At 66.2% G+C, this 25,956-nt stretch carries 17 protein-coding genes; 11 read left to right on the forward strand and 6 right to left on the reverse strand.

Annotated features, from left to right (window positions below; genetic code table 11):
• Window positions 1–498: 498 nt before the first annotated feature.
• The 3 genes from AC07PZ_RS28820 to AC07PZ_RS28830 all read right to left on the reverse strand — a co-directional run bounded on the left by AC07PZ_RS28820 (window position 499) and on the right by AC07PZ_RS28830 (window position 4,334).
• On the reverse strand, window positions 499–729 hold the full coding sequence (locus AC07PZ_RS28820) for a PAAR domain-containing protein (protein WP_495298601.1): 231 nt from the start codon (window positions 727–729) through the stop codon (window positions 499–501).
• 233 nt (window positions 730–962) lie between these two features.
• On the reverse strand, window positions 963–3,215 hold the full coding sequence (katG, locus tag AC07PZ_RS28825; protein ID WP_495298602.1) for a catalase/peroxidase HPI: 2,253 nt from the start codon (window positions 3,213–3,215) through the stop codon (window positions 963–965).
• Window positions 3,216–3,356: 141 nt separating this feature from the next.
• The gene (locus AC07PZ_RS28830) at window positions 3,357–4,334 is read right to left on the reverse strand and encodes a LysR family transcriptional regulator (protein WP_495298603.1); all 978 of its coding nucleotides are present in this window, start codon (window positions 4,332–4,334) and stop codon (window positions 3,357–3,359) included.
• A 125-nt stretch (window positions 4,335–4,459) separates the two neighbouring features.
• Here AC07PZ_RS28830 and paoA point away from each other — a divergent pair, with 125 nt between their 5' ends.
• The 6 genes from paoA to AC07PZ_RS28860 all read left to right on the forward strand — a co-directional run bounded on the left by paoA (window position 4,460) and on the right by AC07PZ_RS28860 (window position 11,577).
• Entirely contained in the window at window positions 4,460–5,107 is a 648-nt protein-coding gene (paoA, locus tag AC07PZ_RS28835) for an aldehyde dehydrogenase iron-sulfur subunit PaoA (protein WP_495298604.1), read from the forward strand.
• The gene (locus AC07PZ_RS28840) at window positions 5,104–6,054 is read left to right on the forward strand and encodes an FAD binding domain-containing protein (protein WP_495298605.1); all 951 of its coding nucleotides are present in this window, start codon (window positions 5,104–5,106) and stop codon (window positions 6,052–6,054) included. The genes paoA and AC07PZ_RS28840 overlap by 4 nt, the downstream gene beginning before the upstream one ends.
• Before the next feature lie 3 nt (window positions 6,055–6,057).
• Window positions 6,058–8,256, forward strand: a complete 2,199-nt coding sequence (gene paoC, locus AC07PZ_RS28845; protein WP_495298606.1) for an aldehyde oxidoreductase molybdenum-binding subunit PaoC — start codon at window positions 6,058–6,060, stop codon at window positions 8,254–8,256.
• Window positions 8,257–8,347: 91 nt separating this feature from the next.
• Window positions 8,348–9,199 (forward strand): aldo/keto reductase, encoded by an 852-nt coding sequence (locus AC07PZ_RS28850; RefSeq protein WP_495298607.1) that lies wholly within the window; start codon window positions 8,348–8,350, stop codon window positions 9,197–9,199.
• Between the two features lie 58 nt (window positions 9,200–9,257).
• Window positions 9,258–10,682, forward strand: a complete 1,425-nt coding sequence (locus AC07PZ_RS28855; protein ID WP_495298608.1) for an MFS transporter — start codon at window positions 9,258–9,260, stop codon at window positions 10,680–10,682.
• A gap of 49 nt (window positions 10,683–10,731) precedes the next feature.
• Window positions 10,732–11,577, forward strand: coding sequence for a (R)-mandelonitrile lyase (locus AC07PZ_RS28860; protein WP_495298609.1), 846 nt, complete (start codon window positions 10,732–10,734; stop codon window positions 11,575–11,577).
• A 20-nt stretch (window positions 11,578–11,597) separates the two neighbouring features.
• On the opposite strand, the gene AC07PZ_RS28865 is transcribed toward AC07PZ_RS28860, so the two are convergent.
• The 3 genes from AC07PZ_RS28865 to AC07PZ_RS28875 form a co-directional block, all read right to left on the reverse strand.
• A complete protein-coding gene (locus AC07PZ_RS28865) occupies window positions 11,598–12,356 on the reverse strand; it encodes an anti-sigma factor (protein WP_495298610.1) in 759 nt (252 codons plus the stop codon).
• On the reverse strand, window positions 12,353–12,916 hold the full coding sequence (locus AC07PZ_RS28870) for a sigma-70 family RNA polymerase sigma factor (RefSeq protein ID WP_495298611.1): 564 nt from the start codon (window positions 12,914–12,916) through the stop codon (window positions 12,353–12,355). The genes AC07PZ_RS28865 and AC07PZ_RS28870 overlap by 4 nt, the downstream gene beginning before the upstream one ends.
• Window positions 12,917–13,016: 100 nt before the next feature.
• Window positions 13,017–13,592 carry a DUF3455 domain-containing protein gene (locus AC07PZ_RS28875; protein ID WP_495298612.1) on the reverse strand — a complete coding sequence of 192 codons (576 nt, stop codon included), beginning with the start codon at window positions 13,590–13,592 and terminating at the stop codon, window positions 13,017–13,019.
• A gap of 372 nt (window positions 13,593–13,964) precedes the next feature.
• Here AC07PZ_RS28875 and AC07PZ_RS28880 point away from each other — a divergent pair, with 372 nt between their 5' ends.
• The 5 genes from AC07PZ_RS28880 to AC07PZ_RS28900 all read left to right on the forward strand — a co-directional run bounded on the left by AC07PZ_RS28880 (window position 13,965) and on the right by AC07PZ_RS28900 (window position 25,955).
• Window positions 13,965–19,511 carry a two-partner secretion domain-containing protein gene (locus AC07PZ_RS28880; RefSeq protein ID WP_495298613.1) on the forward strand — a complete coding sequence of 1,849 codons (5,547 nt, stop codon included), beginning with the start codon at window positions 13,965–13,967 and terminating at the stop codon, window positions 19,509–19,511.
• Window positions 19,463–21,724 carry a DUF637 domain-containing protein gene (locus AC07PZ_RS28885; protein WP_495298686.1) on the forward strand — a complete coding sequence of 754 codons (2,262 nt, stop codon included), beginning with the start codon at window positions 19,463–19,465 and terminating at the stop codon, window positions 21,722–21,724. Before AC07PZ_RS28880 ends, AC07PZ_RS28885 begins: the two co-directional genes overlap by 49 nt.
• On the forward strand, window positions 21,721–22,077 hold the full coding sequence (locus AC07PZ_RS28890) for a DUF2489 domain-containing protein (protein ID WP_495298614.1): 357 nt from the start codon (window positions 21,721–21,723) through the stop codon (window positions 22,075–22,077). The genes AC07PZ_RS28885 and AC07PZ_RS28890 overlap by 4 nt, the downstream gene beginning before the upstream one ends.
• Before the next feature lie 233 nt (window positions 22,078–22,310).
• Window positions 22,311–23,492, forward strand: coding sequence for a VENN motif pre-toxin domain-containing protein (locus AC07PZ_RS28895; RefSeq protein ID WP_495298615.1), 1,182 nt, complete (start codon window positions 22,311–22,313; stop codon window positions 23,490–23,492).
• 300 nt (window positions 23,493–23,792) lie between these two features.
• Complete coding sequence (locus tag AC07PZ_RS28900; RefSeq protein ID WP_495298616.1) at window positions 23,793–25,955, forward strand: DUF637 domain-containing protein; 2,163 nt, start codon at window positions 23,793–23,795, stop codon at window positions 25,953–25,955.
• Window position 25,956 lies beyond the last annotated feature (1 nt).

Below are 25,956 nucleotides of genomic sequence, written 5' to 3' on the forward strand. Positions count from 1 at the left end.
AGTGCTCTAACCCTGAATAAGTTCTGACAGCAGACGCCAGTTGCTCTCCACGGTTTGCCGTATCAAGGCACGTCCAAGCAAGAAACGCTGCCTGACACTATTTTTTTCAACGCCGTGTCGTATTCAAAATCGAGTATTCGACCCCACGCCTCATTCGGAGAATCGCGTCCAAAGCGCCAGCTGCATTGAAGCAATGGAGTCCCATTGCATGCAAGGCTTCGATAACTGGAATTCTCTATAAAGAATGATCGATCAAGATAGGAGGAAACAAAGTCATTCACCTCCAAGACCTCGTTTTCGCAATTATTTTTGGATATCTTTCCATCGTATTTCAACAACGCACGAAAGATCTCCGCAGCGTCTCTGTTGGAAAATCGACCTTCGATTGAATTTTCACCCCATATGTAACCCGCGACCAGAGCGACAAGACAGGCCGAGAAAATGCCGGCCCAGTAAAAAATGGATCTCCGGTATTTCATTGAACTTCCCAAAACAGAATCATTTTCGACTTGCGAAGATATGAATTCCGCCATCAGTGAAATTCGCGAGTCCCTCAGCAATTTCAAACAGGTGCGGTGGACATCGCGGGCACCACACCACATCCTTCATGCGAGCAACGGCAACGCCATGCCATGTATTGGTCGGACTGCCGGACACCACAACGCCACCGTGGGAGGTCATGTCACCCAAAAGGATCTGAGATTTACCAAAAAGATTCAATCTAGCCATTACATTCCCCCTGATTTATTGAATAGCAACCAAATGGCTGCTCCGCATGCTACCGCGTCGGTAAATTTCGTTGAATCAGTACGGCGGCCATTGCCGAATTCACGTTTCGCTGCAATTGATGATTAATGATGAAAACCCAATTCCACAAATGAAAAATCCGCCCGCTGCACACGGCAACGGGCGGATGAACAGGTAGAGCGCTCGGTCAGCGCGCGCTCATCGGATCAGGTCGTTCAGGCGATATCGAACCGATCCAGCTCCATCACCTTCGTCCAGGCCGTCACGAAGTCGGCGACGAACTTGTCTGCGCCATCCGCACTGCCGTACACCTCCGCCACAGCCCGCAGCTGCGAGTTCGACCCGAAGACCAGATCCGCGCGCGTCGCCGTCCACTTCAGCTCGCCGGTCTTCCGGTCGCGCCCTTCGAACTGCTCGCCCGCGCCGGCGACCGACTTCCATTCCGTTCCCATGTCGAGCAGGTTCACGAAGAAGTCGTTGGTCAACGCGCCCGGCGTCTGCGTGAAGACGCCGTCCTGGCTGCCTCCGGCATTCGCGCCGAGCACGCGCAAGCCGCCGACCAGCACGGCCAGCTCGGGCGCGGTCAGCGTCAGCAGTTGCGCCTTGTCGACCAGCAGCACCTCGGCCGGCACGCTGAAGCGCGCCTTCGTGTAGTTGCGGAAGCCGTCCGCCGCCGGCTCCAGCGGCGCGAAGGACGGCACGTCGGTCTGCGCCTGCGACGCGTCCGTGCGGCCCGGCGTGAAGGGCACCTTCAGCTCACGACCGGCAGCGCGAGCCGCCTGTTCCACGCCGGCCCCGCCGGCCAGCACGATCAGGTCGGCCAGCGAGATCTTCTTGCCGCCGGCCTGCGTCGCGTTGAATTCGCCCTGGATGCCTTCGAGCACCTGCAGCACCTTGGCGAGCTGTTCCGGCTGGTTGACCGCCCAGTCCTTCTGCGGCGCCAGGCGGATGCGTGCGCCGTTCGCGCCGCCGCGCTTGTCGGAGCCGCGGAAGGTCGACGCCGAGGCCCAGGCCGTCGCCACGAGCTGCGACGGCGTGAGGCCCGAGGCCAGCACCTTGGCCGCCAGCGACGCGACGTCCTGCGCGTCGACCAGCGCATGGTCGACGGCGGGAATCGGGTCCTGCCAGATCAGTTCTTCCGCCGGCACCTCGGGACCGAGGTAGCGAACGCGCGGGCCCATGTCGCGGTGCGTGAGCTTGAACCAGGCGCGCGCGAACGCATCGGCGAACTGGTCGGGGTTCTCCATGAAGCGGCGCGAGATCTTTTCGTACGCCGGGTCGAAGCGCAGCGCCAGGTCGGTGGTCAGCATGGTGGGCAGCAGCTTCTTCGACGCGTCGAAGGCATGCGGGATGGTGGCGCCCGCCCCCTTGGCCACCCACTGGTGAGCGCCAGCCGGGCTCTTGGTCAGTTCCCACTCGTAGCCGAACAGGTTCCAGAAGAAGTTGGTGCTCCACTTGGTGGGCGTGCTGGTCCAGGTGACTTCGAGGCCGCTGGTGATGGTGTCGCCGCCCTTGCCGCTGCCGAAGCCGTTCTTCCAGCCGAGGCCCTGGTCCTCGATGCCGGCCGCTTCGGGTTCGTGCGCCACGTTGTCCGCAGGGCCCGCACCGTGCGTCTTGCCGAAGGTGTGACCGCCCGCGATCAGCGCGACGGTTTCTTCGTCGTCCATCGCCATGCGCGCGAAGGTGTCGCGGATGTCGCGTGCCGACGCGATCGGGTCGGGCTTGCCGTCCGGGCCTTCGGGGTTCACATAGATCAGGCCCATCTGCACGGCGGCCAGCGGGTTCTCGAGGTCGCGCGACTCGGGCACCTTGCTGTCGTCGTCCTTCACGAGCACGGCATGGTCCTTGTCGACGCCTGGCGAGCCCTGCGAATAGCGCACGTCGCCGCCGAGCCACTTGGTCTCGCGGCCCCAGTACACGTCCTGGTCCGGCTCCCACACGTCGGCACGGCCGCCGGCAAAGCCGAAGGTCTTGAAGCCCATGGTTTCGAGCGCGACGTTGCCGGTGAGGATCATCAGGTCGGCCCACGAAATCTTCTGTCCGTACTTCTGCTTGATCGGCCAGAGCAGCCGGCGCGCCTTGTCCAGGCTCACGTTGTCGGGCCAGCTGTTCAACGGCGCAAAGCGCTGCTGGCCGCGGCCCGCACCGCCACGGCCATCGCCGATGCGGTAGGTGCCTGCGCTGTGCCAGGCCATGCGGACGAAGAGCGGGCCGTAGTGGCCGAAGTCGGCCGGCCACCAGTCCTGCGAATCGGTCATGAGCGCGGCGAGGTCGGCCTTCACCGCAGCGAGATCGAGGCTCTTGAAGGCTTCGGCGTAGTCGAAGCCGGCGGCCATGGGGTCGGACTTGGACGAGTGCTGATGCAGCAGGTCGATGCGCAATTGCTTGGGCCACCAGTCGCTGTTCTTGGTGCCGGCGCCTGCGGCCTGGCTGAACGGGCACTTCGCTTCGGTCTTCTGTTTGTCCATGTGGGAGCTCCTACGTACTGCATTGAGAGGGAGCGGCAATTCTGTGGCAGACCGTGCGCCAAGGCGAATTGAAGCTTCTTATGCAGGCGATAGGAACACAGCCGTCATGCCGTCACGCAACTGAGGCAAGGATTGCGACGACTACCCGTTCGATCGCGGATGCGCCTTGCGCCCCTTGGCCTCCGCACTGCTCAGCTCCTTGGCGGTCAGCACATAGGCGGGGTTGTCGGTCAGCCGCTCCACGGCCAGGTCGATGAAGGCGCGCACCCGCGCAGGCTGCGCGGGCCGGCTGCCGTAGTACACGAAGGTGCTCGACTGGTCGGACAGGTGCTGCGTGAGCAAGGGCACCAGCCGGCCGGCACGGATGTGCCGCGCAGCGATCACGCCGCTGAGCAGCCCGATCACATGGCCGGCCATAACGGCGTCGGTCTCGATGGTCTCGTCGTTGAGGCACAGCGCCGGCACCACCGCATGCTCGACCCGGCTGTCGGCCACCGTGACATACCAGGGCAACACCTTGCCGGTGCCCGGATGGCGGAACACGCTGCAGCGGTGCGCAGTGAGCGCGCCAAGGCTGTCGGGCGCGCCGTGGCGGGCCAGGTACGCGGGCGCCGCACAGATGATGAGCTGCAGCGGAAACAGCCGGCGCGCGACGACGCCCTCGGCCGGCGACATGCCGACGCGGAAGCCGACATCGACCCGGTCTTCCACCCAGTTGCCGATGCGGTCGTCCAGTTGCACGTCGGGCTGCACCTCCGGGTAGAGGCGGCAGAACTCATCGAGCAGCGGCCACAGCACCGGCGCGAAGGTCGAGCGCGGCCCGACGATGCGCAGCGGCCCCGCGATCTCGTCCTTCGCCTGGCGCGCCATCGCCAGTGCGCGCTGCATGCCCACCAGCGCGGGCTGGGCCGCCTCCAGGAACTGCCGGCCTTCGTCGGTCAGCGAGATGCTGCGCGTGGTGCGATGGAACAGGCGCACGCCGAGGTGCTTCTCCAGTTGCGCCACAGCCTGGCTGGCGGCCTGCGGCGTCAGGCCCTGGGCGGCAGCGGCCTGTCGCAGGCTGCCGAGCTCGGCGGTCTTGGCGAAGGTGGCGATGGAACGAAGCTCGTTGATTGGCATGGACGGCCCTTTCTGCGCGGATTATCAACAGCAGCTTGTCAGTTCTTCAAGATTCCGGGGTCTATTCGTGGGGGTCATGCCGCCCTAAAGTCCGCTCCTTTGAGCCTGCACAAGGAGCGGATGCCATGAACACGCGCGATGAATTCACGATCTCCCGGCGTGGCCTGCTGAAGGCCGGGGCTGCGACGGCATCGGTGCCGGCAATGGCGGCCACGGCCACGGCAACTGCCGCGGTGCCCGAACCGAACCGCGACCCCGACGCGCTGTTGCCGGTCACCCTGACCGTCAACGGCAGGCAACAGCGCCTGATGCTCGACACCCGCACGACCCTGCTCGACGCGCTGCGCGAACACCTGCACCTGACCGGCACGAAGAAGGGCTGCGACCACGGCCAGTGCGGCGCCTGCACGGTGATGCTCGACGGCCGGCGGATCAACGCCTGCCTGACGCTGGCCGTCATGCACGAAGGCGCCCAGGTCACGACGATCGAAGGGCTCGGCGCGGTCGGCCGCCTGCACCCGATGCAGGCCGCCTTCGTCAAGCACGACGGCTACCAGTGCGGCTACTGCACGCCGGGGCAGATCTGCTCGGCCGTGGGCATGCTGCGCGAAATCGCCGAAGGCATACCCAGCCACGTCACTGCCGACCTCGGCGCCGCGCCACAGCTCGCCACCGTCGAGTTCCGCGAGCGCATGAGCGGCAACCTCTGCCGCTGCGGCGCCTACAGCAACATCGTCGAGGCGATCGCCGATGTCGCGGGGGTGCAGGCATGAAGCGCTTCACCTACGAGCGCGCCAGCTCCCCGGCGCAGGCCGTGGCGGCCGCCGCCCGCACGCCCGGCGCACGCTTCATTGCCGGCGGCACCAACCTGCTCGACCTGATGAAGCTCGAGATCGAGACACCCGCACACCTGATCGACGTCAACGGCCTCGGCTTCGACCGCATCGACGCCACCGCCGACGGTGGCCTGCGCATCGGCGCGCTGGTGCGCAACACCGATCTGGCGGCCGATGCGCACGTCCGCCGCGACCACCCGCTGCTCGCGCGCGCCCTGCTGGCCGGTGCATCCGGCCAACTGCGAAACAAGGCGACCACCGCGGGCAACCTGCTGCAACGCACCCGCTGCCCGTACTTCTACGACACCTACCAGGCCTGCAACAAGCGACAGCCGGGCAGCGGCTGTGCCGCGATCGGCGGCGTCAGCCGCCAGCATGCGGTCATCGGCAGCAGCGACGCCTGCATCGCGACGCACCCGAGCGACATGGCGGTCGCGATGCGCGCGCTCGACGCCCGCGTGGAAACGCTGCGGCCCGACGGGTCGCGGCGCACGATCCCGATCGCGGATTTCCACACCCTGCCCGGCGCAACGCCGCAGGTCGAGACGGCGCTGCAGCCGGGTGAACTGGTCACCGCCGTCACGCTGCCCGCACCGGTCGGCGGCAAGCAGGTCTACCGCAAGGTGCGCGACCGCGCGTCCTATGCGTTCGCGCTGATCTCGGTGGCCGCCATCGTCCAGCGCGACGGCTCCGGCCGCGTGGCGCTCGGCGGCGTCGCACCCAAGCCATGGCGCGTCGAGGCCGCCGAACAGGCGCTGCCACGTGGCGCCGAGGCCGTGGCAGCCGAACTGCTGGCCGGCGCCCGGCCGACCGAACACAACGCGTTCAAGGTCACGCTGGTCGAGCGCACGCTCGCGGCCGTGCTGGCCGACACCAGGAGCTGACCCATGAAGTTCGATCAACCCGCCACCACCAACCCGATCGATCAGCTCAAGGTGATCGGCCAGCCGGTCGACCGCATCGACGGACCGCTCAAGACCACGGGCACCGCACCCTATGCCTACGAGCGGCACGACGTGGCGCCGAACGCGGCCTACGGCTACATCGTCGGCGCCGCCATCGCCAAGGGCCGCATCACGTCCATCGACCCGCAGCTCGCACGGGCGGCACCCGGCGTGATCGCCGTCGTCACCGCGGAGAACGCGGGCAAGCTCGGCAAGGGGCAATGGAACACCGCCAGGCTGCTCGGCGGCCCGCTGGTCGACCACTACCACCAGGCGATCGCCCTGGTCGTCGCCGAGACCTTCGAGCAGGCGCGCGCGGCGGCCCAGTTGCTGCAGGTGCGCTATGCCCGCGAGCCCGGCGCCTTCAGCCTGGCGGCGACGAAGGCATCGACGACCCTGCGCAGCGCCGACCGCAACAGCACCGTCGGCGACTTCGCGGGCGCCTTCGCCGACGCGGAAGTCCAGCTCGACCAGACCTACACCACGCCGGACCATTCGCACGCGATGATGGAACCGCACGCCACCACCGCGGTCTGGCACGGCGACCGGCTCACGGTCTGGACGTCGAACCAGATGATCGACTGGACCACGACCGACCTCGCGGCCACGCTGGGCACGACCAAGGACAAGATCCACCTGATGTCGCCCTACGTCGGCGGCGGCTTCGGTGCCAAGCTGTTCCTGCGCGCCGACACCGTCCTCGCCGCGGTCGGCGCCCGCGTGGCGGGCCGCGCCGTGAAGGTGGCGATGCAGCGCCCGCTGGTCGCCAACAACACCACGCACCGGCCGGCGACCATCCAGCGCCTGCGCCTCGGCGCCACCCGGCAGGGGCGCATCACGGCGATCGGGCACGAGAGCTGGTCCGGCAACCTGGTCGGCGGCAAGCCTGAAAACGCCGTGCAGCAGACCCAGTTGCTCTATGCCGGTGCGAACCGGCTGACCGGCACCCGCCTGACGCTGCTCGACCTGCCCGAAGGCAACGCGATGCGTGCGCCGGGCGAAGCGCCGGGCCTGATGGCGCTGGAGATCGCGATCGACGAGATGGCGGAACGGCTCGCGATGGACCCGATCGAGTTCCGCGTGCTGAACGACACCCAGGTCGACCCAGCCAACCCGGCGCGGCGCTTCTCGGAGCGCCGGCTGATCGAATGCATGCGCACCGGCGCCGAGCGTTTCGGTTGGGCGCAGCGCAGCGTCAAACCGGCGATGCGCCATGAAGGCCGGTCCTGGATCGGTATCGGCATGGCGGCGGGCTTCCGCAACAACCAGGTCACGAAATCGGCCGCGCGCGTGCGGCTCGATGCCCGCGGCATGGTCACGGTGGAAACCGACATGACGGACATCGGCACCGGCAGCTACACCATCCTGGCGCAGACCGCGGCCGAGATGATGGGCGTGCCGATGGAGCGCGTGATCGTGCGTCTCGGCGACTCGACCTTCCCGGTGTCGGCCGGCTCGGGCGGGCAATGGGGCGCGAACTGCTCGACCGCGGGTCTCTACGCCGCCTGCATGAAGCTGCGTGCGGCCGTGCTGCAGCGCCTGGCGCTGCCGCTGGAAGGCGCTTCGTTCGCCGACGGCCTGGTGCATGCGGGCGGGCGCAGCCTGCCGCTCGCCCAGGCCGCCGGTGCGGACGGCCTGGTAGCCGAGGACGCGATCGAATTCGACGAGCTCGCCAAGCGCTATCAGCAATCCACCTTCAGCGCGCATTTCGTCGAGGTCGCGGTCGACGCGTTCACCGCCGAAGTCCGCGTGCGCCGGATGCTCGCGGTGTGTGCGGCAGGGCGCATCCTCAACCCCAAGTCGGCGCGCAGCCAGGTGATCGGCGCGATGACGATGGGCGTCGGCGCGGCGCTGATGGAGGAGCTCGCGGTCGACGAACGGCTCGGCTTCTTCGTCAACCACGACCTCGCCGGCTACGAGGTGCCGGTGCATGCGGACATCCCGCACCAGGACGTCGTGTTCCTCGACGAGGCCGACGCGATCTCGTCGCCCATGAAGGCCAAGGGCGTCGGCGAACTCGGCCTCTGCGGCGTCGGAGCCGCCGTGGCCAACGCCATCTACAACGCCACCGGCGTGCGGCTGCGCGACTACCCGATGACGCTGGACAAGCTGATCGATCGCATGCCGCCGCTCGCGGCTTGAGGCATCGAGAAATCATGACGAAGCCCAGCCGCCGCGCCATCGCAGGGACGGCTGGGCACACCCGCAACCCACACACAGGGAAACAGATCCAATGCAATACGTCACTTTGAACAATGGGCTCCAGATGCCGATCCTCGGCTTCGGCGTGTTCCAGATACCCGACCCGAAAGAGTGCCAGCGCAGCGTCGTCGACGCGATCGAATCGGGCTACCGCCTGATCGACACGGCGACCTCGTACATGAACGAGGCGGCCGTGGGCCGGGGCCTGCGCGAGAGCGGCGTGGCCCGCGAAGAACTGTTCGTCACGAGCAAGCTCTGGGTGCAGGACACCGGCTACGAACGCACCCGCGACGCGATCGACAAGTCGCTGCAGCGCCTGCAGCTGGACTACCTCAACCTCTACCTCATCCACCAGCCCTATGCCGACGTGCACGGCTCGTGGCGGGCCATGGAAGAAGCCTGCAAGGCCGGCAAATTGCGCGCGATCGGCTTGAGCAACTTCGAGCCCGATCGCCTGATGGACATCATGGCCTTCAACGAGATCAAGCCGGCGGTGAACCAGGTCGAGGTCAACCCTTTCCACCAGCAGATCGACAGCGCCAACTTCATGCGCGACAACGCCGTTCAGGCCGAGGCCTGGGCACCCTTCGCCGAAGGCCGCAACAACCTGTTCCAGAACGAAAAACTGATCGGCATCGGCGCGCGGTACGGCAAGTCGGTCGGGCAGGTCGTCTTGCGATGGCTCGTCCAGCGCGGCGTCGTGGCACTGGCCAAGTCGGTGCGCAAGGAGCGGATGCAGGAAAACCTGGACGTCTTCGATTTCACCTTGTCGGACACCGACATGGCGGAGATCGCAACGCTCGACAACGCGACCAGCAGCTTCTTCTCGCACCGCGATCCGGCCATCGTCAAGTGGATGAGCGAGCGAAAGCTCGACCTGTGACGGGTACGGAACGCGGGCTCGCAGGAACGACATGACAGCCGCCACGTCCTCTCCATCGATGGCCGCTCGTTCCGTCGCCCGGCCGGGCTCCGCGCCGCTGCTCGCCCTGGTGCTCGCGAGCTACCTGATGATCGTGCTCGACATCTCGATCGTGATCACCGGCCTGCCGAAGATCCAGGCCGGCCTGGGCTTCAGCGACGAGGGCCTGTCGTGGGTCCAGAACGCCTACACGCTGGCCTTCGGCGGGCTGCTGCTGCTCGGTGCGCGCGCGGGCGACCTGCTCGGCCGGCGGCGCATGTTCATGGCCGGGCTCGGGCTGTTCACGCTCGCGTCGCTGGCGATCGGGCTGGCACGGTCGCCGGCCTGGATGGTCTGCGCCCGGGCGGTCCAGGGCGTTGGCGCCGCAGTCCTCGCGCCGTCGACGCTGGCCTTGCTGTCGACCCACTTCCCCGAAGGGCCGGCGCGCACGCGCGCACTCGGCTACTACGGCGCCACCGCGGGCATCGGTGCCAGCGTCGGGCTGGTGCTCGGCGGTGTGCTGGCCGACCTGCTGTCGTGGCGCGTCGGCTTCTTCATCAACCTGCCGATCGGGCTCGTGCTGATGCTGGGCGCGCGGCGCTTCATCACCGAGTCCGAACGCCGCACGGGGCGGCTCGACCTGCCCGGCGCGGTCAGTTCGACGCTGGGCATGACGGCGCTGGTGTACGGCATCGTGCGCGCGTCGGCGACCGGCTGGTCCGACGCCTTCACGCTGGCCTCGCTGGTGGCGGCGGTCGTGCTGCTGGCCGCGTTCATGCGCCACGAGGCAGGCGCGGCGCAGCCGATCCTGCCGCTGCGGCTGTTCGCCGATCGCGGGCGCTCGGGTGCCTATCTGGCGCGGCTCTTCTTCCTGGGCGGAATGATCGGTTTCTGGTTCTTCACGACCCAGTTCCTGCAGGGCGTTCTCGGCTTCAGCCCGATGCAGGCCGGACTGGCCTTCCTGCCGGCCACGCTGGTCAACTTCGCCGCGGCGCTGGCCGTGCCGCGCCTGAGCCGCAAGCTCGGCGGCAACACGCAACTGCTGATCGTCGGCCTGACGGCGGCGATGCTGGGCATGGCGTGGCTCAGCCGCGCATCGGCGGATTCCGGCTACCTCGCGGGCGTCGCGCTGCCGATGATGCTGATCGGCCTGGGCCAGGGCTGCGCCCTGAGCCCGCTCACGATCGCCGGCGTGGCGGGCGTGCCGCCGGAAGACGCGGGCGCCGCGTCGGGGCTGGTCAATGTGGCGCACCAGATCGGCGGCTCGCTCGGCCTTGCATGGCTGGTGGTCGTGTCCGCCGCAGCCGGCGCCCATGCGTCCGCCGGCCCGACACCGCTGCACGCGCAGGCCTTGCTGGCGCATCGCGTATCGGCTTCCCTGACCGCCGGCACGGCCCTGCTCGGGCTCGCGTTGCTGTCGGTTCTCGTCCTCCTCCACAAAAAGAAAGCTTCTTCATGGTCATGAACGTCCGCGGCTATGCCGCCCACTCCACCGACACCCCGCTCGGCCTCCCATGAAACACATCGCATCCATGATCACCGCCGTGGCGCTGTCCACCTCCGCCGGCGCGCAGGAGCAACCCGGCGCGCGCGCCCTGCCGTCGTCGACCGAGGTGAACATCACGCACCGCGAGGAGCGCGCGTCCCTCGACGGCTCGGCCGACAACTTCACCGGCCGCGTGCACGTGGACATGCTGCTGGAAGCCCATGCGCCAGCGCGTGCGTCCGGCGGTTCGGTGCGCTTCCAGCCCGGTGCACGCACCGCCTGGCACACCCATCCGCTCGGCCAGACACTGGTCGTCACGTCGGGTGTCGGACGCGTGCAGTTCTGGGGCGGCGCCGTGCGCGACATGCGTCCGGGCGACGTCGTGTGGATTCCGCCCGGCGTGAAGCACTGGCATGGCGCCGCCCCGACGACCTCGATGACCCACATCGCGATCGCCGAGGTGCTCGATGGCAGTTCCGTGACGTGGCTGGAGAAGGTCAGCGACGCGCAGTACGGCACAGCCGCCACCGCGTCGGCGACAACGACGACGACGGCAGTGGCCGAGCCTTCGACGGCGCAGAAGCTCATGGGCGACATCGCGCCGGGGCTGGCGCAACTGACCGACGACGTGCTGTTCGGCGACGTCTGGCGGCGTCCGGGCCTGTCGCGGCGCGACCGCAGCCTGGCCACGGTGAGCGCGCTGATCGCGATGAACCGGCCCGATCAACTGCGCTCGCACCTCGCGCTGGCGAAGCAGAACGGCGTGACGCAGGAGGAACTGGTGGAAGCCATCACGCACCTCGCCTTCTACGCCGGCTGGCCCAGCGCCGTGACGGCGGCGACCGTGGCGAAGGAAGTGTTCGGCACGCCTTGAGCGGATCGCGCTGCAGGCGCCTACATCACCTTGACGGCCCGGCCGATGAACTGGATCGGGCCGGTCGGCCGGTCGATCGGCGAACCGTTGGCGGGCTCCAGCGTCAGCTCGAACAGCTGGTTGGCCTCGAGCGGCGGCAGCTTCTCGATCGGCACGCGCAGCGCCCGGCCCGGTTGCACCAGGCCCAGCGACACCGGGCCGCGCCACGCGTCGGCCTTGGTCCAGAACTGCAGCGACTTGTCGCTCGGCACGGCCACGGTGCCCAGCGGGATCAGGCTCAGCGGCTCCTGCCTGCCGCTGCCGGTCTGCACCACCCAGCCGGGCGCCTTGTCCTGCGGCGCGACCAGCACGACCATGTACTGCGGCGTGGCCGGCGCCTGGACGCGCACGACCAGCACGGCCGCCAGGATCGCAGCCGCGGCGAAGCCGGTGCCGGCCAGCCCGCGCCACAGGTTCAGGTTGTTCCACCAGGTCTGCACGCCGGTCGCAGCACGCTTCACGTTTGCGGTGGCGGCGTTGAACGGCGGCGCCACGCTCTGCTCGATGCGCGCCCACAGCGCGGGCGACGGCTCGACCGGCTCGGCCAGTGCGGTCAGCGGATGCAGCCGCGCGTCCCAGGCGTCGACGGCGTCGCGCAGCGCGGGCTCGTGCGGCATGCGCGACTCGACCTCGCGGCGCCGCGCCGCCGACAGCGTGCCCAGCACGTATTCGCCCGCGAGTGCATCGATGCCGTCGCGGCGGTCCCTGTCGTTCGGCGGGGTGGTTGGATTCGGGTTCATGTCATGCACTCGCGCAGGGCCCGCATGCCGCGCTGGATCCAGGCCTTGACGGTGCCGAGCGGCGTCTGCGTGCGCTCGGCGATCTCGCCGTGCGAGCAGCCGTCGACATAGGCCAGCACGATGCATTCGCGCCGTGCGGGTTCGAGCCGGTCGAGGCAGCCGTCGAGACGGCCGAGGTCGACGCGGGTTTCGGCGGCATCGCGTGTCGTCGCATGGTGTTGCACCGCCACTTCGTCCTCGAGCGCGGCGCCGGTTTCTTCATCGACCGGCACGTCGCGCGCGTTGTTGCGAACCCAGTTCAGCGCGGTGTTGCGCACCACGGTGTAGATCCAGCCGCGGCCGGCGCCGCGTGCGGCGTCGAAGGTCGTGGCCCGCTGCCAGATGGCAACGAAGGCGTCGTGCAGCACGTCTTCGGCGTACTGCCGCTGGCGCACGATGCGCAACGCCACGCCGAGCAGGTAACGGCTTTCGCGCGTGTAGATCTGCGCCAGCGCCTGCCGCTGGCCCTGGGCGCAGGCGGCGAGTGCGGCTTCGTAGTCGAATTCGTCTGGAGCGGCCAACGGGGGACCCGGGTGGAGCGGTGGGAGCCAGGATGTTAGTCGAGGCCTCCGCCATTTCGTCCAGGAAACCGCCAGCCCGCCGGGGCGCAGGGCGTTTGCTTTACGCGGCCTTCCAGAAGATGTAGTCGGCCTGGTACTTGACGGTCGTCTTCTGGCCCTTGGTCATCGGCGTGCAGGGCATGGCCGCGGGCGCGATGCCGCCGGTCAGTGCGACACGCTGGATGTAGGTCACGCCGGTCATGGCGCCGGTGCCCATCGCGGGATTGGCCTTGACCAATTGGTACGGCAGCGCGGTCGGGCTCGACGGCGCGACGGCGAGCTGCGTGGCGGTGAGCTTCGAACCGTCCATCGCTTCCCAGGTGGCCGGCGGGCCGTAGTACTTGCCGACCTGCTTGCCCATGCGATCGTTCAGCACCGCGTTCGGGCCGACGAAGACCCATTCGGTCTGGCCGGGTGCGTTGGCCTTGTCGCGGCATTCATAGGTGATGTCGCCCACGCCGACGGTTTCCCAGGCCACCTTGTTGCCGGCCGGCACCTGGATGGTGGGCGGCAGGCTGGCTTGCGAGAACGAGGTCATCGGCATGCTGCTGCCCGTCGTGCCGCAGGCGGCAAGGACGGCGGCCGAAGCGACGATCGCGGACACGCCCAGGGTGCGGGAAGAGACCAGTTGTTGCATGTGAAGCTCCTTCGAAGTGGTTGCTGTTGCGGTGAGCAGCGGCTTGCTGCTGGTGGTACTACCCGCGAGATCGCCATCTGGATGCAGCAGTCTGAAAAAAATTTCCCTGTACTGAAGCGCGGCCGGCCGATGCGCACGCTGAGGGCGTGGACCGGCGCCCTCAGCCTGGAAGAGCCACGACTTCGCACCATCCCCCCGCGCCGCGCTCAGTATTTCCAACCGTCATTTCGGGCCTTCGGGTGGCCTGCATAGACGGTTCGCGCTGTCACACGCATCGATGAAGCGATAGCCCTCAGATTCCGCCCCGCGCCGCCGTCCTGGCGACCGCTGCGGCCGCCCCGGCCTTCTCTTTCTTCGAGGGCCTGTCTCCACATGAATCGCAATCTGTACCGCGTGGTCTTCAACGTCGCGCGAGGTCTTCGCATGGCGGTGCAGGAGACGGCCCGCAGCGCATGCAAGGCGTGCGGCGGGGAGACTTCGGCACACGGCGCGGCGCGTTCGATTCTTGCTTTGGTTGCTTCGCTGACAGCCCTCGCTGCAGCAGCACAGATCGTTGCCGACCCCAATGCACCGGGCCGACAGCGCCCCACCGTCCTGGCAGCCCCCAACGGCGTACCCCTCATCAACATCCAGACGCCCTCCGCCGCGGGCGTCTCGCGCAACACGTACCGCCAGTTCGACGTCGGCGCCCAGGGGGCGATCCTCAACAACAGCCGCACGAACGTCCAGACCCAGCTCGGCGGCTACGTCACCGGCAACCCGTGGCTGGCCACCGGCCCGGCGCGCGTCATCCTCAACGAGGTCAACAGCAGCAGCCCCAGCTACCTGCGCGGCTTCGTCGAAGTCGCAGGTCCACGCTCCGAAGTCGTCATCGCCAACCCGTCGGGCATCTCGGTCGATGGCGGTGGGTTCATCAATGTGGGTCGGGCCACGCTGACGACCGGCACGCCGCAGTTCGGGTCATCCGGGAACCTGGAGAGCTATGTGGTGCGCGGCGGCGCTGTCGGCATCTCGGGTTCCGGACTGGATGCGAGCACCACAGACTCACTCGCGATCCTGTCGCGCGCGTTCGAACTGAGCGGCGCGCTGCATGCGAAGGACCTGAAGGTCGTTGCGGGCGCGAATCAGATTTCTGCGGATCTGTCCGCCATCACCGACATGACGGGCATCACCACCCTCCCCGGCAATGGCGGCAGTGACGGCGCGCCGGTCTACGCGATCGACATCGCGCAACTCGGCGGCATGTACAGCAACCACATTTTTCTGGTCGTGAACGAGCTGGGCGTCGGGGCGCGCAATGCAGGCGTGATCCAGACCTCATCGGGCCCGATGCTGCTCACGGGCGAGGTCGGCAAGCTGACGCTCTCGGCGGACGGCAGGCTGGAGAACTCGGGGTTGATCCAGCTGAACTCGGACGGCTCGATCAAGGCGAAGAGCCTTGCCAACAGCGGCACGGTGCGCAGCGCGGGCAACCTTCAGATCGCGACGCAAGGCGATCTGGCCAATCACATTGGGGATGCGAGCGGCACGCTGGAAGGCAAGCGCGTCGAACTGGCGAGTGCCGCGGGCGACATCGACAACCGGGGCGGGACGGTTCGCCAGACCAGTGCGGCGGGGCTGACCATCGGGGCGCCGAGGCTGAGCAACACGGGCGGTGGCGTGATCGGGGCGGAGCCTGTGCTTGCTTCGGCTGCATCAGGCGCAGGTGGAACAGGCGCAACGGGCGCTAGCGGTAACGCGGGCTCAGCCACAACGAGCGACACAGCAAGCGCAACGGACACCGCGACGAACGCTCCGGCCGGCACGACAGCTGGCGTCGGAACCTCCGCAACGACTGCCGCAGCACCAGGCTCACTCACCGCCGCAGGCAGCATCCTCAACGACGGCGGCAAGGTCTACACGGGCGGTCCGATCACGCTGCAGACGGCCGATGTGAACAACACAGGCGGCAGCCTGAGCGTGTCCGACATGGCGCTCACCGGCCCGACCTTCAGCAATGCCGGCGGCACGCTGAACGTGACCCACACGTTCTCCGCCAACGTCGGCACGCTGAACAACGCAGGCGGCACCCTGCACGCGAATCGGATCGACATCACCACCAGCGGCGATCTGAACAACCAGGGCGGCGTGCTGGCGAGCGACGGTACGGCGGACCTGGCCGTCGGCGGCGCCCTCGACAACAGCCATGGAACGGTCTCTGCCATCGGTGCGCTGCATGCCACCGTCGCCGGCGCGCTGGACAACACCTCGGGCAAGCTGCTCACCGGCGATGATCTCTCCGTTCGGGCCGACAGCCTTGCGAACAGCAGCAGCGCAACGATCCGCTCCGGGAACGACAGCACGATTGCAGTCAATGGTGCATTCGCCAATGACGGAAGCTTCACAGCGGGACGCCACATCACCGTCACCGCTGGCAGCTTCGACGGCAGTTCGACCGGCGTGCTCGGCGCTGGCATCCGCGCCGATGGCAGCCTCGGACCGGCGGGCAACCTTGACGTCACGACAACCGGTGCCCTGCGGATCGCGGGCCTGGCGCTGGCTGCTGGCGATGTCTCGTTTCGTGGCGCCAGCACGGACCTCACCGGCAGCGAGATCGGCGGCGCGAACATCGCGCTCTCGGCCACTACTGGCGATGTGACGACGAGCCAGGCCACGGTGATCACGCCAGGCACCCTGAAGGTGACGGCGAACACATCAGCCGACCAGTCGCTGGTCAACGATGCCGGCACGTTGAGCGCTGGCCGGTTGGACCTGCATGCATCCAACCTCAGCAACACGAACCAAGGCCAGATCCTGCAGGCCGGTACGGCCGCCAGCGACATCTCAGTCACCGGAGCATTGAACAACAACGGCGGCACCATCGCGAGCAATGGCGACACCACGGTCCACGCCGGCACGCTCTCCAACGATGCCGGTTCCATCACCGCAGTGGGCCACCTCGACGTGACCATCTCCGGCGCGGCGAGCAACGTGGGCGGCACCCTCGCGGCCAAGGGCAACACGAGCGTTGCCGCAGCCGCGCTCACCGGCGCGGGGGTCATCACATCCGGGCAGGACCTGTCGATCGCGCTCAGCCAGAGTGCCGTCAACGACGGCGAACTCAGCGCCAATGGCAACCTCAGCTACACCACCACCGGGACGCTGACCAATCGCGGCAAGCTGCTGGCCGGAGCTTCCGATACCGGAGGTACGGGCAATGCAGCAGGCGTGCTGACGGTCAATGCCTCGGCCATCGACAACACCGCCACCGGCGAGATGACGGGCGGCACGACCATCGTCAACGCGACCGGCAAGCTCACCAACCGCGGCCTGATCGACGGGCGCGATACCCGGATCAACGCGGCCACGGTAACCAACATCGGCACGGGGCGCATCTATGGCGACCATCTGTCGATCGCCGCGCAGACGGTGAACAACCTGGCCGAGACGCTTGCGAGCGATGGCTCCAGCGGCGGCGTGAGCCACGCAGCCACCATCGCCGCCCGTGAGCGCCTGGACATCGGCGCGGCCAGCCTCCTCAACCAGGACGGCGCGCTGATCTTCAGCCTCGGTGACCTGGCCATCGGCGGCAGCCTCGACGCGGAGCGCCATGCCACCGGACAGATCGGCGTGCTCACCAACAAGGCCGCCACCATCCAGGCCATGGGCAGCGTCGCCATCGACGCGGCCACGCTCGCCAACCTCAACGGCGGCGTGACCTGGGCGCCAGGTCCGGTCACCACCGAGCACGTGGTCCAGTACACCGTGCCCACCAGCGGCGAGGTCGTCGATGCGGCCAACGCCTTCTTCTCGGTGGGCAACGCGACCGACGGCTGGCACAGCTGGACAGCCGTCTCCGCCACCAGCCCCTACGTGCCAGGCGACAACGGCGACTACAAGCTGCTGCTGGCCTCGCCCCGGTACCCGGTGGCGCGCTTCGGGGCGTACTACCTCCACAGCCCGGCCAACAGCGTGGACACCAGCACTCTGGTCTGCGGCGGAGGCGATGCCGAGGTCTGCAACACCGTACCGATACCCGGCGCCTGGTACGGCATCGCCGACCCGATCTGGGCCACCTTCGGCGTGACGCCGCCCGCAGCCGAACTCGGTGCGTCGAACCCCGCGCGCAACAGCGGCGGCACCGGAAGCACAGGCTTCACGGCCATCACCGTCGGCCAGGTCGGCCGCACCGTCATCGTGGAACTGGAGACCGGCGGCGTCGAGATGCTCGTGCCCTTCGCCCATCCGGTCACCCAGGCCGAGTACGACGAGTGGCAGGCGTATTCGCAGGCCCACCAGAAGCTGGACCTCGCCACCTCGGCGTTCATCGGCACCATCCTGGGCAACACGGCGAACGCGCCGCGCCTGTACGCGATCTACGACGCGTTCGACTACACGGCCACCACGCCCACGGCGGTGATGACGGGCTCCGCGCCGGGGCGGATCGTCTCGGGCGCAGCCATGACCATCCATGTCGGCCAGGGCACCAACGACGCGAGCCAGATCGTCGCCGGTGGTGCGCTCACGGTGACCGGCGGCACGCTTGTCAACGCGGGCACGCAGGTCGACACGACCGTCAGCCAGTCCGGCAGCGTGGTCCACAGCTACACCAAGTCGCACACCTTCAGCAGCACCGAGCGGGTGTACGACACGGCGCCCTATGACCTGAGCGTGCCGGGGACCACGACGGTGGCGATGGGGGTGCAGAAGCAGTACCAGGCCGTTGGTGCTGGCACATCGATCGAGGGGCTCGCGAACGGCAGTGGCAGTGGCACTGGCGGTGGCAACGTGAACCCTGTCGTCGAAGTGCACGCGACTGGTGGTGTCGGCGGCGTGGCCACCGTGATCCGCACCAGCACCCCGAACGCCAGCGTCCCCACCGCCAGCCTGTTCCGCACCCTGCCTGCCAGCACCAGCCATTACCTGGTGGAGACCGATCCGCGCTTCACGAACCAGCGCAGCTGGCTCAGCAGCGACTACCTGCTGGCCAACCTCGGGCTGGACCCTGACGCGACGCTCAAACGCCTGGGCGACGGCTTCTACGAGCAACGACTGATCGACCAGCAGGTCGCACAACTCACCGGCTCGCGCTACCTCGAAGGCTTCGGCAGCGACGAGGCGCAGTACCTGTCGCTGATGAATGCGGGCGTCACCTTCGCGCAGGCGTACGGTCTGACGCCGGGCATCGCGCTCAGTGCGGCGCAGATGGCGCAACTCACGAGCGACATAGTCTGGCTGGTGCGCCAGCGCGTCACGCTGGCCGACGGCAGCACGCAGGAGGTGCTGGTGCCGCAGGTGTACGTGAGGGTGAGGACGGGCGACATCGATGGCAGCGGTGCGTTGCTCTCGGGCGGCAGCGTGAGCCTGAACCTCGATGGCGACCTGAACAACGACGCGGGCACCGTCGCTGGACGCAAGGTCGTCTCGATCACCGCGCAGAACGTCAACGACCTGGCCGGACGCATCACCGGGCAGGACGTGAGCGTGTTTGCGCGCAACGATCTGAATGTGATCGGCGGTGTCATCGATGCGCAGCGCAGCCTGAGCGCGGTGGCCGGGCATGACGTGAACATCGTGACGACCACGCGCAGTGGGCGCAGCGATTCGGGGACGCTGGCCGATCCGGATGGCACCAGTGGCGTGGGGCGTGTGCAGCGCAGTGCGACGGTGATCGACCGGGTGGCGGGGTTGTATGTGACTGGTGGAAGCGGTGGTGGCGATCCCGGCGGCACGCTCACGGTCGTGGCCGGCAATGACATCACGCTCGCGGGCGCCACCGTGTCCAGCAGCGGCAGCGCCACCCTGGCCGCCGGCGGCAACGTGAACCTCGCCAGCGCGACCACCGCAGCTCGGACGACATCCGCTGGACGAGTCGCAGTGCACGCGCCGATCTGCACACGCAGCAGAACGGCAGCACCGTCACGGGCGGTACCGACGTGACGATCCGCGCGCTCGGCGATGTCACGGGCACGGCGGCCACCGTGAATGCGGGCCGTGCACTCGACATCGACGCCAAGGGACAAGTCCTCCTGGACGCGGGCGAGAACCAGGACGCCAGCCAGACCGAGCACTCCCAGCGCAGCGGCATGGCGCGCTTCAGCCTGGACACGTCGCACAGCGACACCACGCTGGAGCGCACGACGCTTGGCGGACAGACGGTGCGCATCCACAGCGGCGGCGACATGACACTGTCGGCGGTGGATGTGAATGCGGACAGCCTGGAGATCAAAGCCGGCGGCAAGCTCATCCTGGGCACGCAGGCCACGAGCAGTGCTTCGAGCCTAGTGAAGAGCGACAGCGACGCGACCTTCGTCGGCTCGGCCAACGTCGGGCATGTGGACGAGACGGCGCAGTACACGCGTTTCAACGTGGGGAGCGCGTCTATCAAGGCCGCGGGCGGTGTCACGGTGCAGGTGGCGTCGGGTGCCGATCTGGCCGCCCTCGCGCAGCAGCCGGGGATGGCTTGGGTGAACCAGCTCCTGTTGGATCCGAAGATCGCCAACGCCACGACCTGGCAGCGGGTCAGCGAAGCCCACCAGCAATGGAGCGAGCATCAGAACGGCCTCGGACCTGTGAGCTCGGCCATCGTGATGCTGGCAGTCGGCGTCGCGACGGCCGGTGCGGGGACTGCGGCAGCGGGCACTGCGGGCACGGCAGCGACCTCGACCGCAGCCGTGACAGCGGGCACGGGTCTGGCCGGTGCGATGGGCCTGTCGGCGGCGGGAACCACCATGCTGGCCGGCGCACTGCAGGCGGGCATCGCCACCATTGCCGGGCAGGCGGCGATCTCGTTCCACGACAACGGCGGCGACCTGGGCAAGGTGTTCGATGAACTCGGCAGCAGCCAGAGCATTCGGAACATCGCGACCGCGATGGCCACTGCAGGTGCACTGGCCGGGATGGGCCTCAATCCGACCGGCCAGGCCACCGCGAACTCGGGGCAGCAGCAGTTCATCGACCAACTGACCCAGAACGTGAAGGCCGGCGCCGCAACGGCGCTGATCAAGACCGCCATCAACGGCGGCAGCCTGGCGGACAACCTGAGCGACAGCCTGAAGCTCGCGTTCCTGAATACGCTGGCCGCGCAGACGGCCGAAGCGATCGGCGACGCGGCGCTCGATGCGTTCCTCAACAAGGTGGCGCATGCCATCGCGGGCTGCGCGGTCGGGGCTGCGAATGCAGGCAATTCGGGCGGGTGCGCGGCCGGTGCCATCGGCGCCGTGATCGGGGAAATGACGGCGGAGTCGATCGGCCGGCGCGACGACACGGTGGCCGTGGCCTCGCTGATGGCGGGGGTTGCCGCAGCGCTGGCCGGTGGCGATGCGGCGCAAGTCAATCTGGCTGCGAGTGCGGGTGGGAATGCGGCAGCGAATAACTACCTGAGCCATGACGAGGCTGCCGCGCGCGAGCGTCTCAAGGACAAGCAGCGTCAAAACCTGCCGCTCACAGAGGCTGAGCAGACCACGCTCGACACCCTGGAGATCACGGACATCGCGCGCGATCTGGCCTTGCGCGACGCGTGCAAAGCGCCGGGTAACGCCTGCGACACGGCACGTCGTGGACTGAATGCAGCGCTGAACTCGTACGCGTCTGGCGCGGCTCCCATGACCGATGCACGGCTGAGCGCAGTCGGAAACGCGGCTGTTGTCGCCGAGCGTAATCAGGACATCGCGTTGGGCAATGATTCGAGCTTGGCGGCACAGAGCCTGCTCGATAGCTTCAAGGAGTTCGCGGTGCCGCAACTCACTGGCTATGTGTTGGGAGCGGCACTTGGGGCTTATGTCAATGAAGCGAGGGCGATATATGCGGCAATAAAGGCGGAGAGCACCATTGCTGCGCCCGTGACTTCGGAAGGCGCGGCTAATATAGCTAGCGGGGTGAAGTTAACAAAAACATTGTCCAGCGAAGAACAATTGAACACAGTCCTTGCCGGCAAGGGTATGCCGATTGCTGGAAATGGTTCGACGATACCATTGCGTGACTCCCCACGATTGGCCTCTGCATATGGCGGGAGCGCCTCCGATTGGAGCAAAGTTAGCAGTGGAAGCTATATCGCCGCAGACGGAACGATGACGGAAATTCATGCCTATCAGAATTCCATTATTGGAAAAATAGTAGAGCCCAAAACAATCGTGATAAGAGGTATCAAATGACCTATATCGAAAAAAAAAGAAAATCGGATTTTCAGGCGCGAATCGATTTGGTGAGATTAGCCAAAAAAATGATCAGCGGCGAACTTTCTTTTTTTGAGGGATCCTTGCTGGTCATGGATCTTCGGATTGAAATATCGGGAATCCCATTGCGCGATGAAGATTTTGATGCATTTTTTCTCATTTACTCCGAAACAGATCATCTTCCTCGTCTGGGGAGGCGCGAATTCCTATCAGGGACGGCTTTGGAAAAATTAAACGTAGAGTTGGTTGCAACTGAAAATTGGGCGCGATCTTTCGCGGAGCCTGCGTGCAATAACTTAATTACTAGATTCCAGATTGACGGCGAAAAATGATTAAACGCCAAACTATTAAAAGTCACATCGCTCGCATTGGCAACCGGAAGATACGATAAAGCGCTCCACTCCTAGCTTCTTCGCTGCGGACATGCTGATTCGCGTCTGAGCGCCGTCGGAAATCAGCTGTTGTCGCTAAGCAAATCACGACATGCGCCGGACAGTGATGCTGGCATTGCGGCGCGGACCGCCACGAGATCAGCGATCTGAAGCTCGATACGTTCATCAACAAGGTGGCGCATGCCATCGCGGGCTGCGCGGTCGGGGCTGCGAATGCGGGCAATTCGGGCGGGTGCGCGGCCGGTGCCATCGGTGCCGTGATCGGGGAGATGACGGCGGAGTCGATCGGCCGGCGCGACGACACGGTGGCCGTGGCCTCGCTGATGGCGGGGGTTGCCGCAGCGCTGGCCGGTGGGGATGCGGCGCAAGTCAATCTGGCTGCGAGTGCGGGTGGGAATGCGGCAGCGAATAACTACCTGAGCCACGATCAATGGTCGAAATTTGCCGACGACATTGCCGGCTGCAAGGCCAAACCTGCGGGTTGTTCGTCCAACGAAGAGCAGTCCATTCGTAACGCCTACCAAAGCCTGAGCAATCAGCAGAATATTGCGTTGGCTAACTGCAAGCCCACGAACAACTGCGCAGCCTTGGTGGCACAAGTCGCTCCCGGCACGCAGACCATGCTGGATCTGGTGGGCAGCGGGCAACTTCCGATAGGTGGAGCGCTGGGCAGCGACCTGGGCCAGTATGGCGGTGAGCGCCTGGCAAACGATCCAGTCTATCGGGCGCAAGTCACCCAATCGATCGCTGTGCTCAATGCCTGCAATGCCAACCCGGCTTCCTGTACCCAACAAGCTATCAAGGCTGCGGCATTGGTGGTGTTTCCGTTGATGGGCGCGGCGGGCGTGGCGATCACGGTGGAGGGGGCGGCAGTGGGCGGAACGATTGGCGCTGTCGCGAATGCAGGTGGACAGGTATACGCCAATCACGGGAACGTCAGCCAGGTCAATCCAATCGACGTGGGCATGGCAACCCTCACTGGCGTCGTGACCTACGGGGCCACGCTCTGGCCATCTTTATTTATCAATACGGGAGGTGCGGTGGTGACTTCGGCTTTCAATAACGCTAGCCCTTTGGCCGCGGCTGGAGGCATTGCAGGGGCAGCCGTTGGGACTGCGATTGGGTATCCAGTCGGGGCAGTCATTCAAAGCGGTGCAAATGGAATAATAAATCCTTGGTATCGACCTCTTTGGCAGGACATGGGGCTGACCATAACAAAGTGGATGACGCCAAGCCCAATACCTAGCGTCTTTGGCACTATTGGCAGCGGCGCTGCGCAAGAGGTTAGCAATGCAGCCGTTAACGGACAAAGTCCTGCTGCGAGCTCTATATTGCCGACGCGGGGTGGTCAGTGAAATTGCATGTTCGATATCAGTTAAGGATATTTGCAGTCATTTTTGGACTGTGTTTTATTGGGTGCGCAATAACCATAGGTTTATGTATTCTTCTTGCTGCACCACTCATTCGTTGGGCAATTCACGGAGTCCTTCATTTTCCTGTGAGCGCCTCAGAACTTTCTCTGCTCGCATGTTTCGTCCTTGGCACGACCGTAATCACGACCTTTGTAATTTGGATGGCTGGCAAGTGCAAAGGCCGCTGGTGACAAGTGTTAGTTGGCGTGCAGTGCTTGCACGTACGCAAGACTGGTGCCGTAGATGCATCACGTCAAATTTGGCCTTCAGGTTTGCAGGAGTCATGTGCGCAGCGGCATGGCGCGCTTCAGCCTGGACACGTCGCACAGCGACACCACGCTGGAGCGCACGACGCTCGGCGGGCAGACGGTGCGCATCCACAGCGGCGGCGACATGACGCTGTCGGCGGTGGACGTGAATGCCGATGCCTTGGATCTGTACGCCGGCGGCAAGCTCATCCTGGGCACGCAAAGCACGACCAGCACCTCCAGCCTGAGCAAGAGCGACAGCGACGCGACCTTCGTCGGCTCGGCCAACGTGGGGCATGTGGACGAGACGACGCAGTACACGCGCTTCAATGTCGGGAGCGCGTCGATCAAGGCCGATGGCGGCACGGTGGTGCAGGTGGCATCGGGTACCGATCTGGCAACCCTGGCGCAGCAGCCGGGAATGACATGGGTGAATCAGCTCCTGTCGGACCCGAAGCTCGCCAATGCCACAAGCTGGCAGCGGGTCAGCGAAGCCCATCAGCAGTGGAGCGAGCACCAGAACGGCCTCGGCCCGGTGAGCTCGGCCATCGTGATGCTGGCAATCGGTGTCGCGACGGCCGGTGCGGGGACTGCGGCAGCCGGCACTGCAGGCACGGCAGCGACCTCGACCGCCGCCGCGACAGCGGGGACGGGGCTGGCCGGTGCGATGGGCCTGTCGGCGGCGGGAACCACCATATTGGCCGGTGCGCTGCAGGCGGGCATCGCCACCATCGCCGGGCAGGCGGCGATCTCGTTCCATGACAACGGCGGCGACCTGGGCAAGGTGTTCGATGAGCTGGGCAGCAGCCAGAGCATTCGGAACATCGCGACCGCAATGGCGACGGCCGGCATGCTGCAGGGCCTGAGCGTCGCCGACCTGCTGCCGGCGAACCTGGCTTATGCGAATGCCAGTTCACCGCTCATCGACCAACTCCAGCGGCAATTGATCGATGGCGCCGGCAGTGCGCTCATACGCAGTGCCATCAACGGGACGAGCCTGGAGGAAGAACTCCGCTTCGGACTGACGACTGCCTTGGTGAACACGGTCGCTGCGCAGGGGGCTGACTGGATCGGCCAGAACGGCCCGCAAGGCAACCAGACGCTCAACGGCTTTGCAGCAGAACTGGCGCACGCGATGGTCGGCTGTGTTGCCGGCTCTGTGAAGGCTGGCAGCGGCGATGGCTGTGCAGCCGGCGCCGTGGGCGCAGTCGTCGGCCATCTGACCGCGCAATTCGTCAACCCGACGGGCGACGTGTCCAGAAGCACGGAGACGCTGGCTGTGGCGCAGTTGCTCGCGGGTGTCGCCACTGCGCTGGCGGGAGGCGATGCAAAAGACGTCTACACCGCCGCCAATGCGGGCGCCAACGCAGCGGAGAACAACTGGTTGAGCCAGAAGCGGCCTGCATTGATGACGCTGTCGGAGCAGGAACGCTATGACAACGCGGTGAAGGCGTGTGGCACGGGAGATCGGTCGGCCTGCACGGTTCGCAACGACCTCGCTGCGCTTTCGGCGGGTAGGGATACGGAACTGCGCACCGCCTGTGGGGGAAGCACAGCAGCGCCGAATTGCGTGGCCGCAATTGCGACGGCTCGGGCGAATGGGAATTCGGTGTATGTGGATGGCGCTGGGGGCATCACGATCAATGGGGTGCGGTTCGCTGCTGCGGGCGCTGTGAGCTCACCTTATTCGAATTCGACTGCGGGGCAATTGGCGCAAAGTACGGTTGAGGGACTTATTTTGGAAACGGGTAGTCAGGTCATCGGCTTGGGTGCGTCGTTTGTTCGATGGCAGACGGGAATTGCACCAGCTCAGACCTTGACATCAGCGCAAGTATTGGGTGGAGCAGTTGCGAGCGGCCTTGTTTCGGATGGTGTGTATTACGTTTCAAACATTAACAACGTGACGCCGGCAGGGCTTGCAACTGCATTCGCATCCGGATATGTCGGCGGCGGAATTACTAGGCGGCTATTGAATTACGGGGCAGGCGTTCCTCATACGATGATCCCTATCAGCATTGATACCGCCGCAACACAAATCGTCGGCGGAATAACCGGCTACGGCACATTCAACTGGATGAATCAGACAGGGATCACCAGGTCTGGGAATTCATGGTGGACAAGCCCCTTTCAGGCGCCCGACGACATCGGCACCAAATAAT

This window comes from Variovorax sp. GW821-FHT10B04, assembly GCF_059415645.1.

Excerpts from the sequence above, each read along its gene's own strand:
- AC07PZ_RS28840 (WP_495298605.1), top strand. The coding sequence starts at position 5,104 with ATGAAGCGCTTCACCTACGAGCGCGCCAGCTCCCCGGCGCAGGCCGTG.
- AC07PZ_RS28890 (WP_495298614.1), top strand. The coding sequence starts at position 21,721 with ATGACCTATATCGAAAAAAAAAGAAAATCGGATTTTCAGGCGCGAATC.
- paoC (WP_495298606.1), top strand. The coding sequence starts at position 6,058 with ATGAAGTTCGATCAACCCGCCACCACCAACCCGATCGATCAGCTCAAG.
- katG (WP_495298602.1), bottom strand. The coding sequence starts at position 3,215 with ATGGACAAACAGAAGACCGAAGCGAAGTGCCCGTTCAGCCAGGCCGCA.
- AC07PZ_RS28875 (WP_495298612.1), bottom strand. The coding sequence starts at position 13,592 with ATGCAACAACTGGTCTCTTCCCGCACCCTGGGCGTGTCCGCGATCGTC.
- AC07PZ_RS28830 (WP_495298603.1), bottom strand. The coding sequence starts at position 4,334 with ATGCCAATCAACGAGCTTCGTTCCATCGCCACCTTCGCCAAGACCGCC.
- AC07PZ_RS28850 (WP_495298607.1), top strand. The coding sequence starts at position 8,348 with ATGCAATACGTCACTTTGAACAATGGGCTCCAGATGCCGATCCTCGGC.
- AC07PZ_RS28860 (WP_495298609.1), top strand. The coding sequence starts at position 10,732 with ATGAAACACATCGCATCCATGATCACCGCCGTGGCGCTGTCCACCTCC.
- AC07PZ_RS28880 (WP_495298613.1), top strand. The coding sequence starts at position 13,965 with ATGAATCGCAATCTGTACCGCGTGGTCTTCAACGTCGCGCGAGGTCTT.
- AC07PZ_RS28900 (WP_495298616.1), top strand. The coding sequence starts at position 23,793 with ATGCATCACGTCAAATTTGGCCTTCAGGTTTGCAGGAGTCATGTGCGC.
- AC07PZ_RS28855 (WP_495298608.1), top strand. The coding sequence starts at position 9,258 with ATGGCCGCTCGTTCCGTCGCCCGGCCGGGCTCCGCGCCGCTGCTCGCC.
- paoA (WP_495298604.1), top strand. The coding sequence starts at position 4,460 with ATGAACACGCGCGATGAATTCACGATCTCCCGGCGTGGCCTGCTGAAG.
- AC07PZ_RS28820 (WP_495298601.1), bottom strand. The coding sequence starts at position 729 with ATGGCTAGATTGAATCTTTTTGGTAAATCTCAGATCCTTTTGGGTGAC.
- AC07PZ_RS28865 (WP_495298610.1), bottom strand. The coding sequence starts at position 12,356 with ATGAACCCGAATCCAACCACCCCGCCGAACGACAGGGACCGCCGCGAC.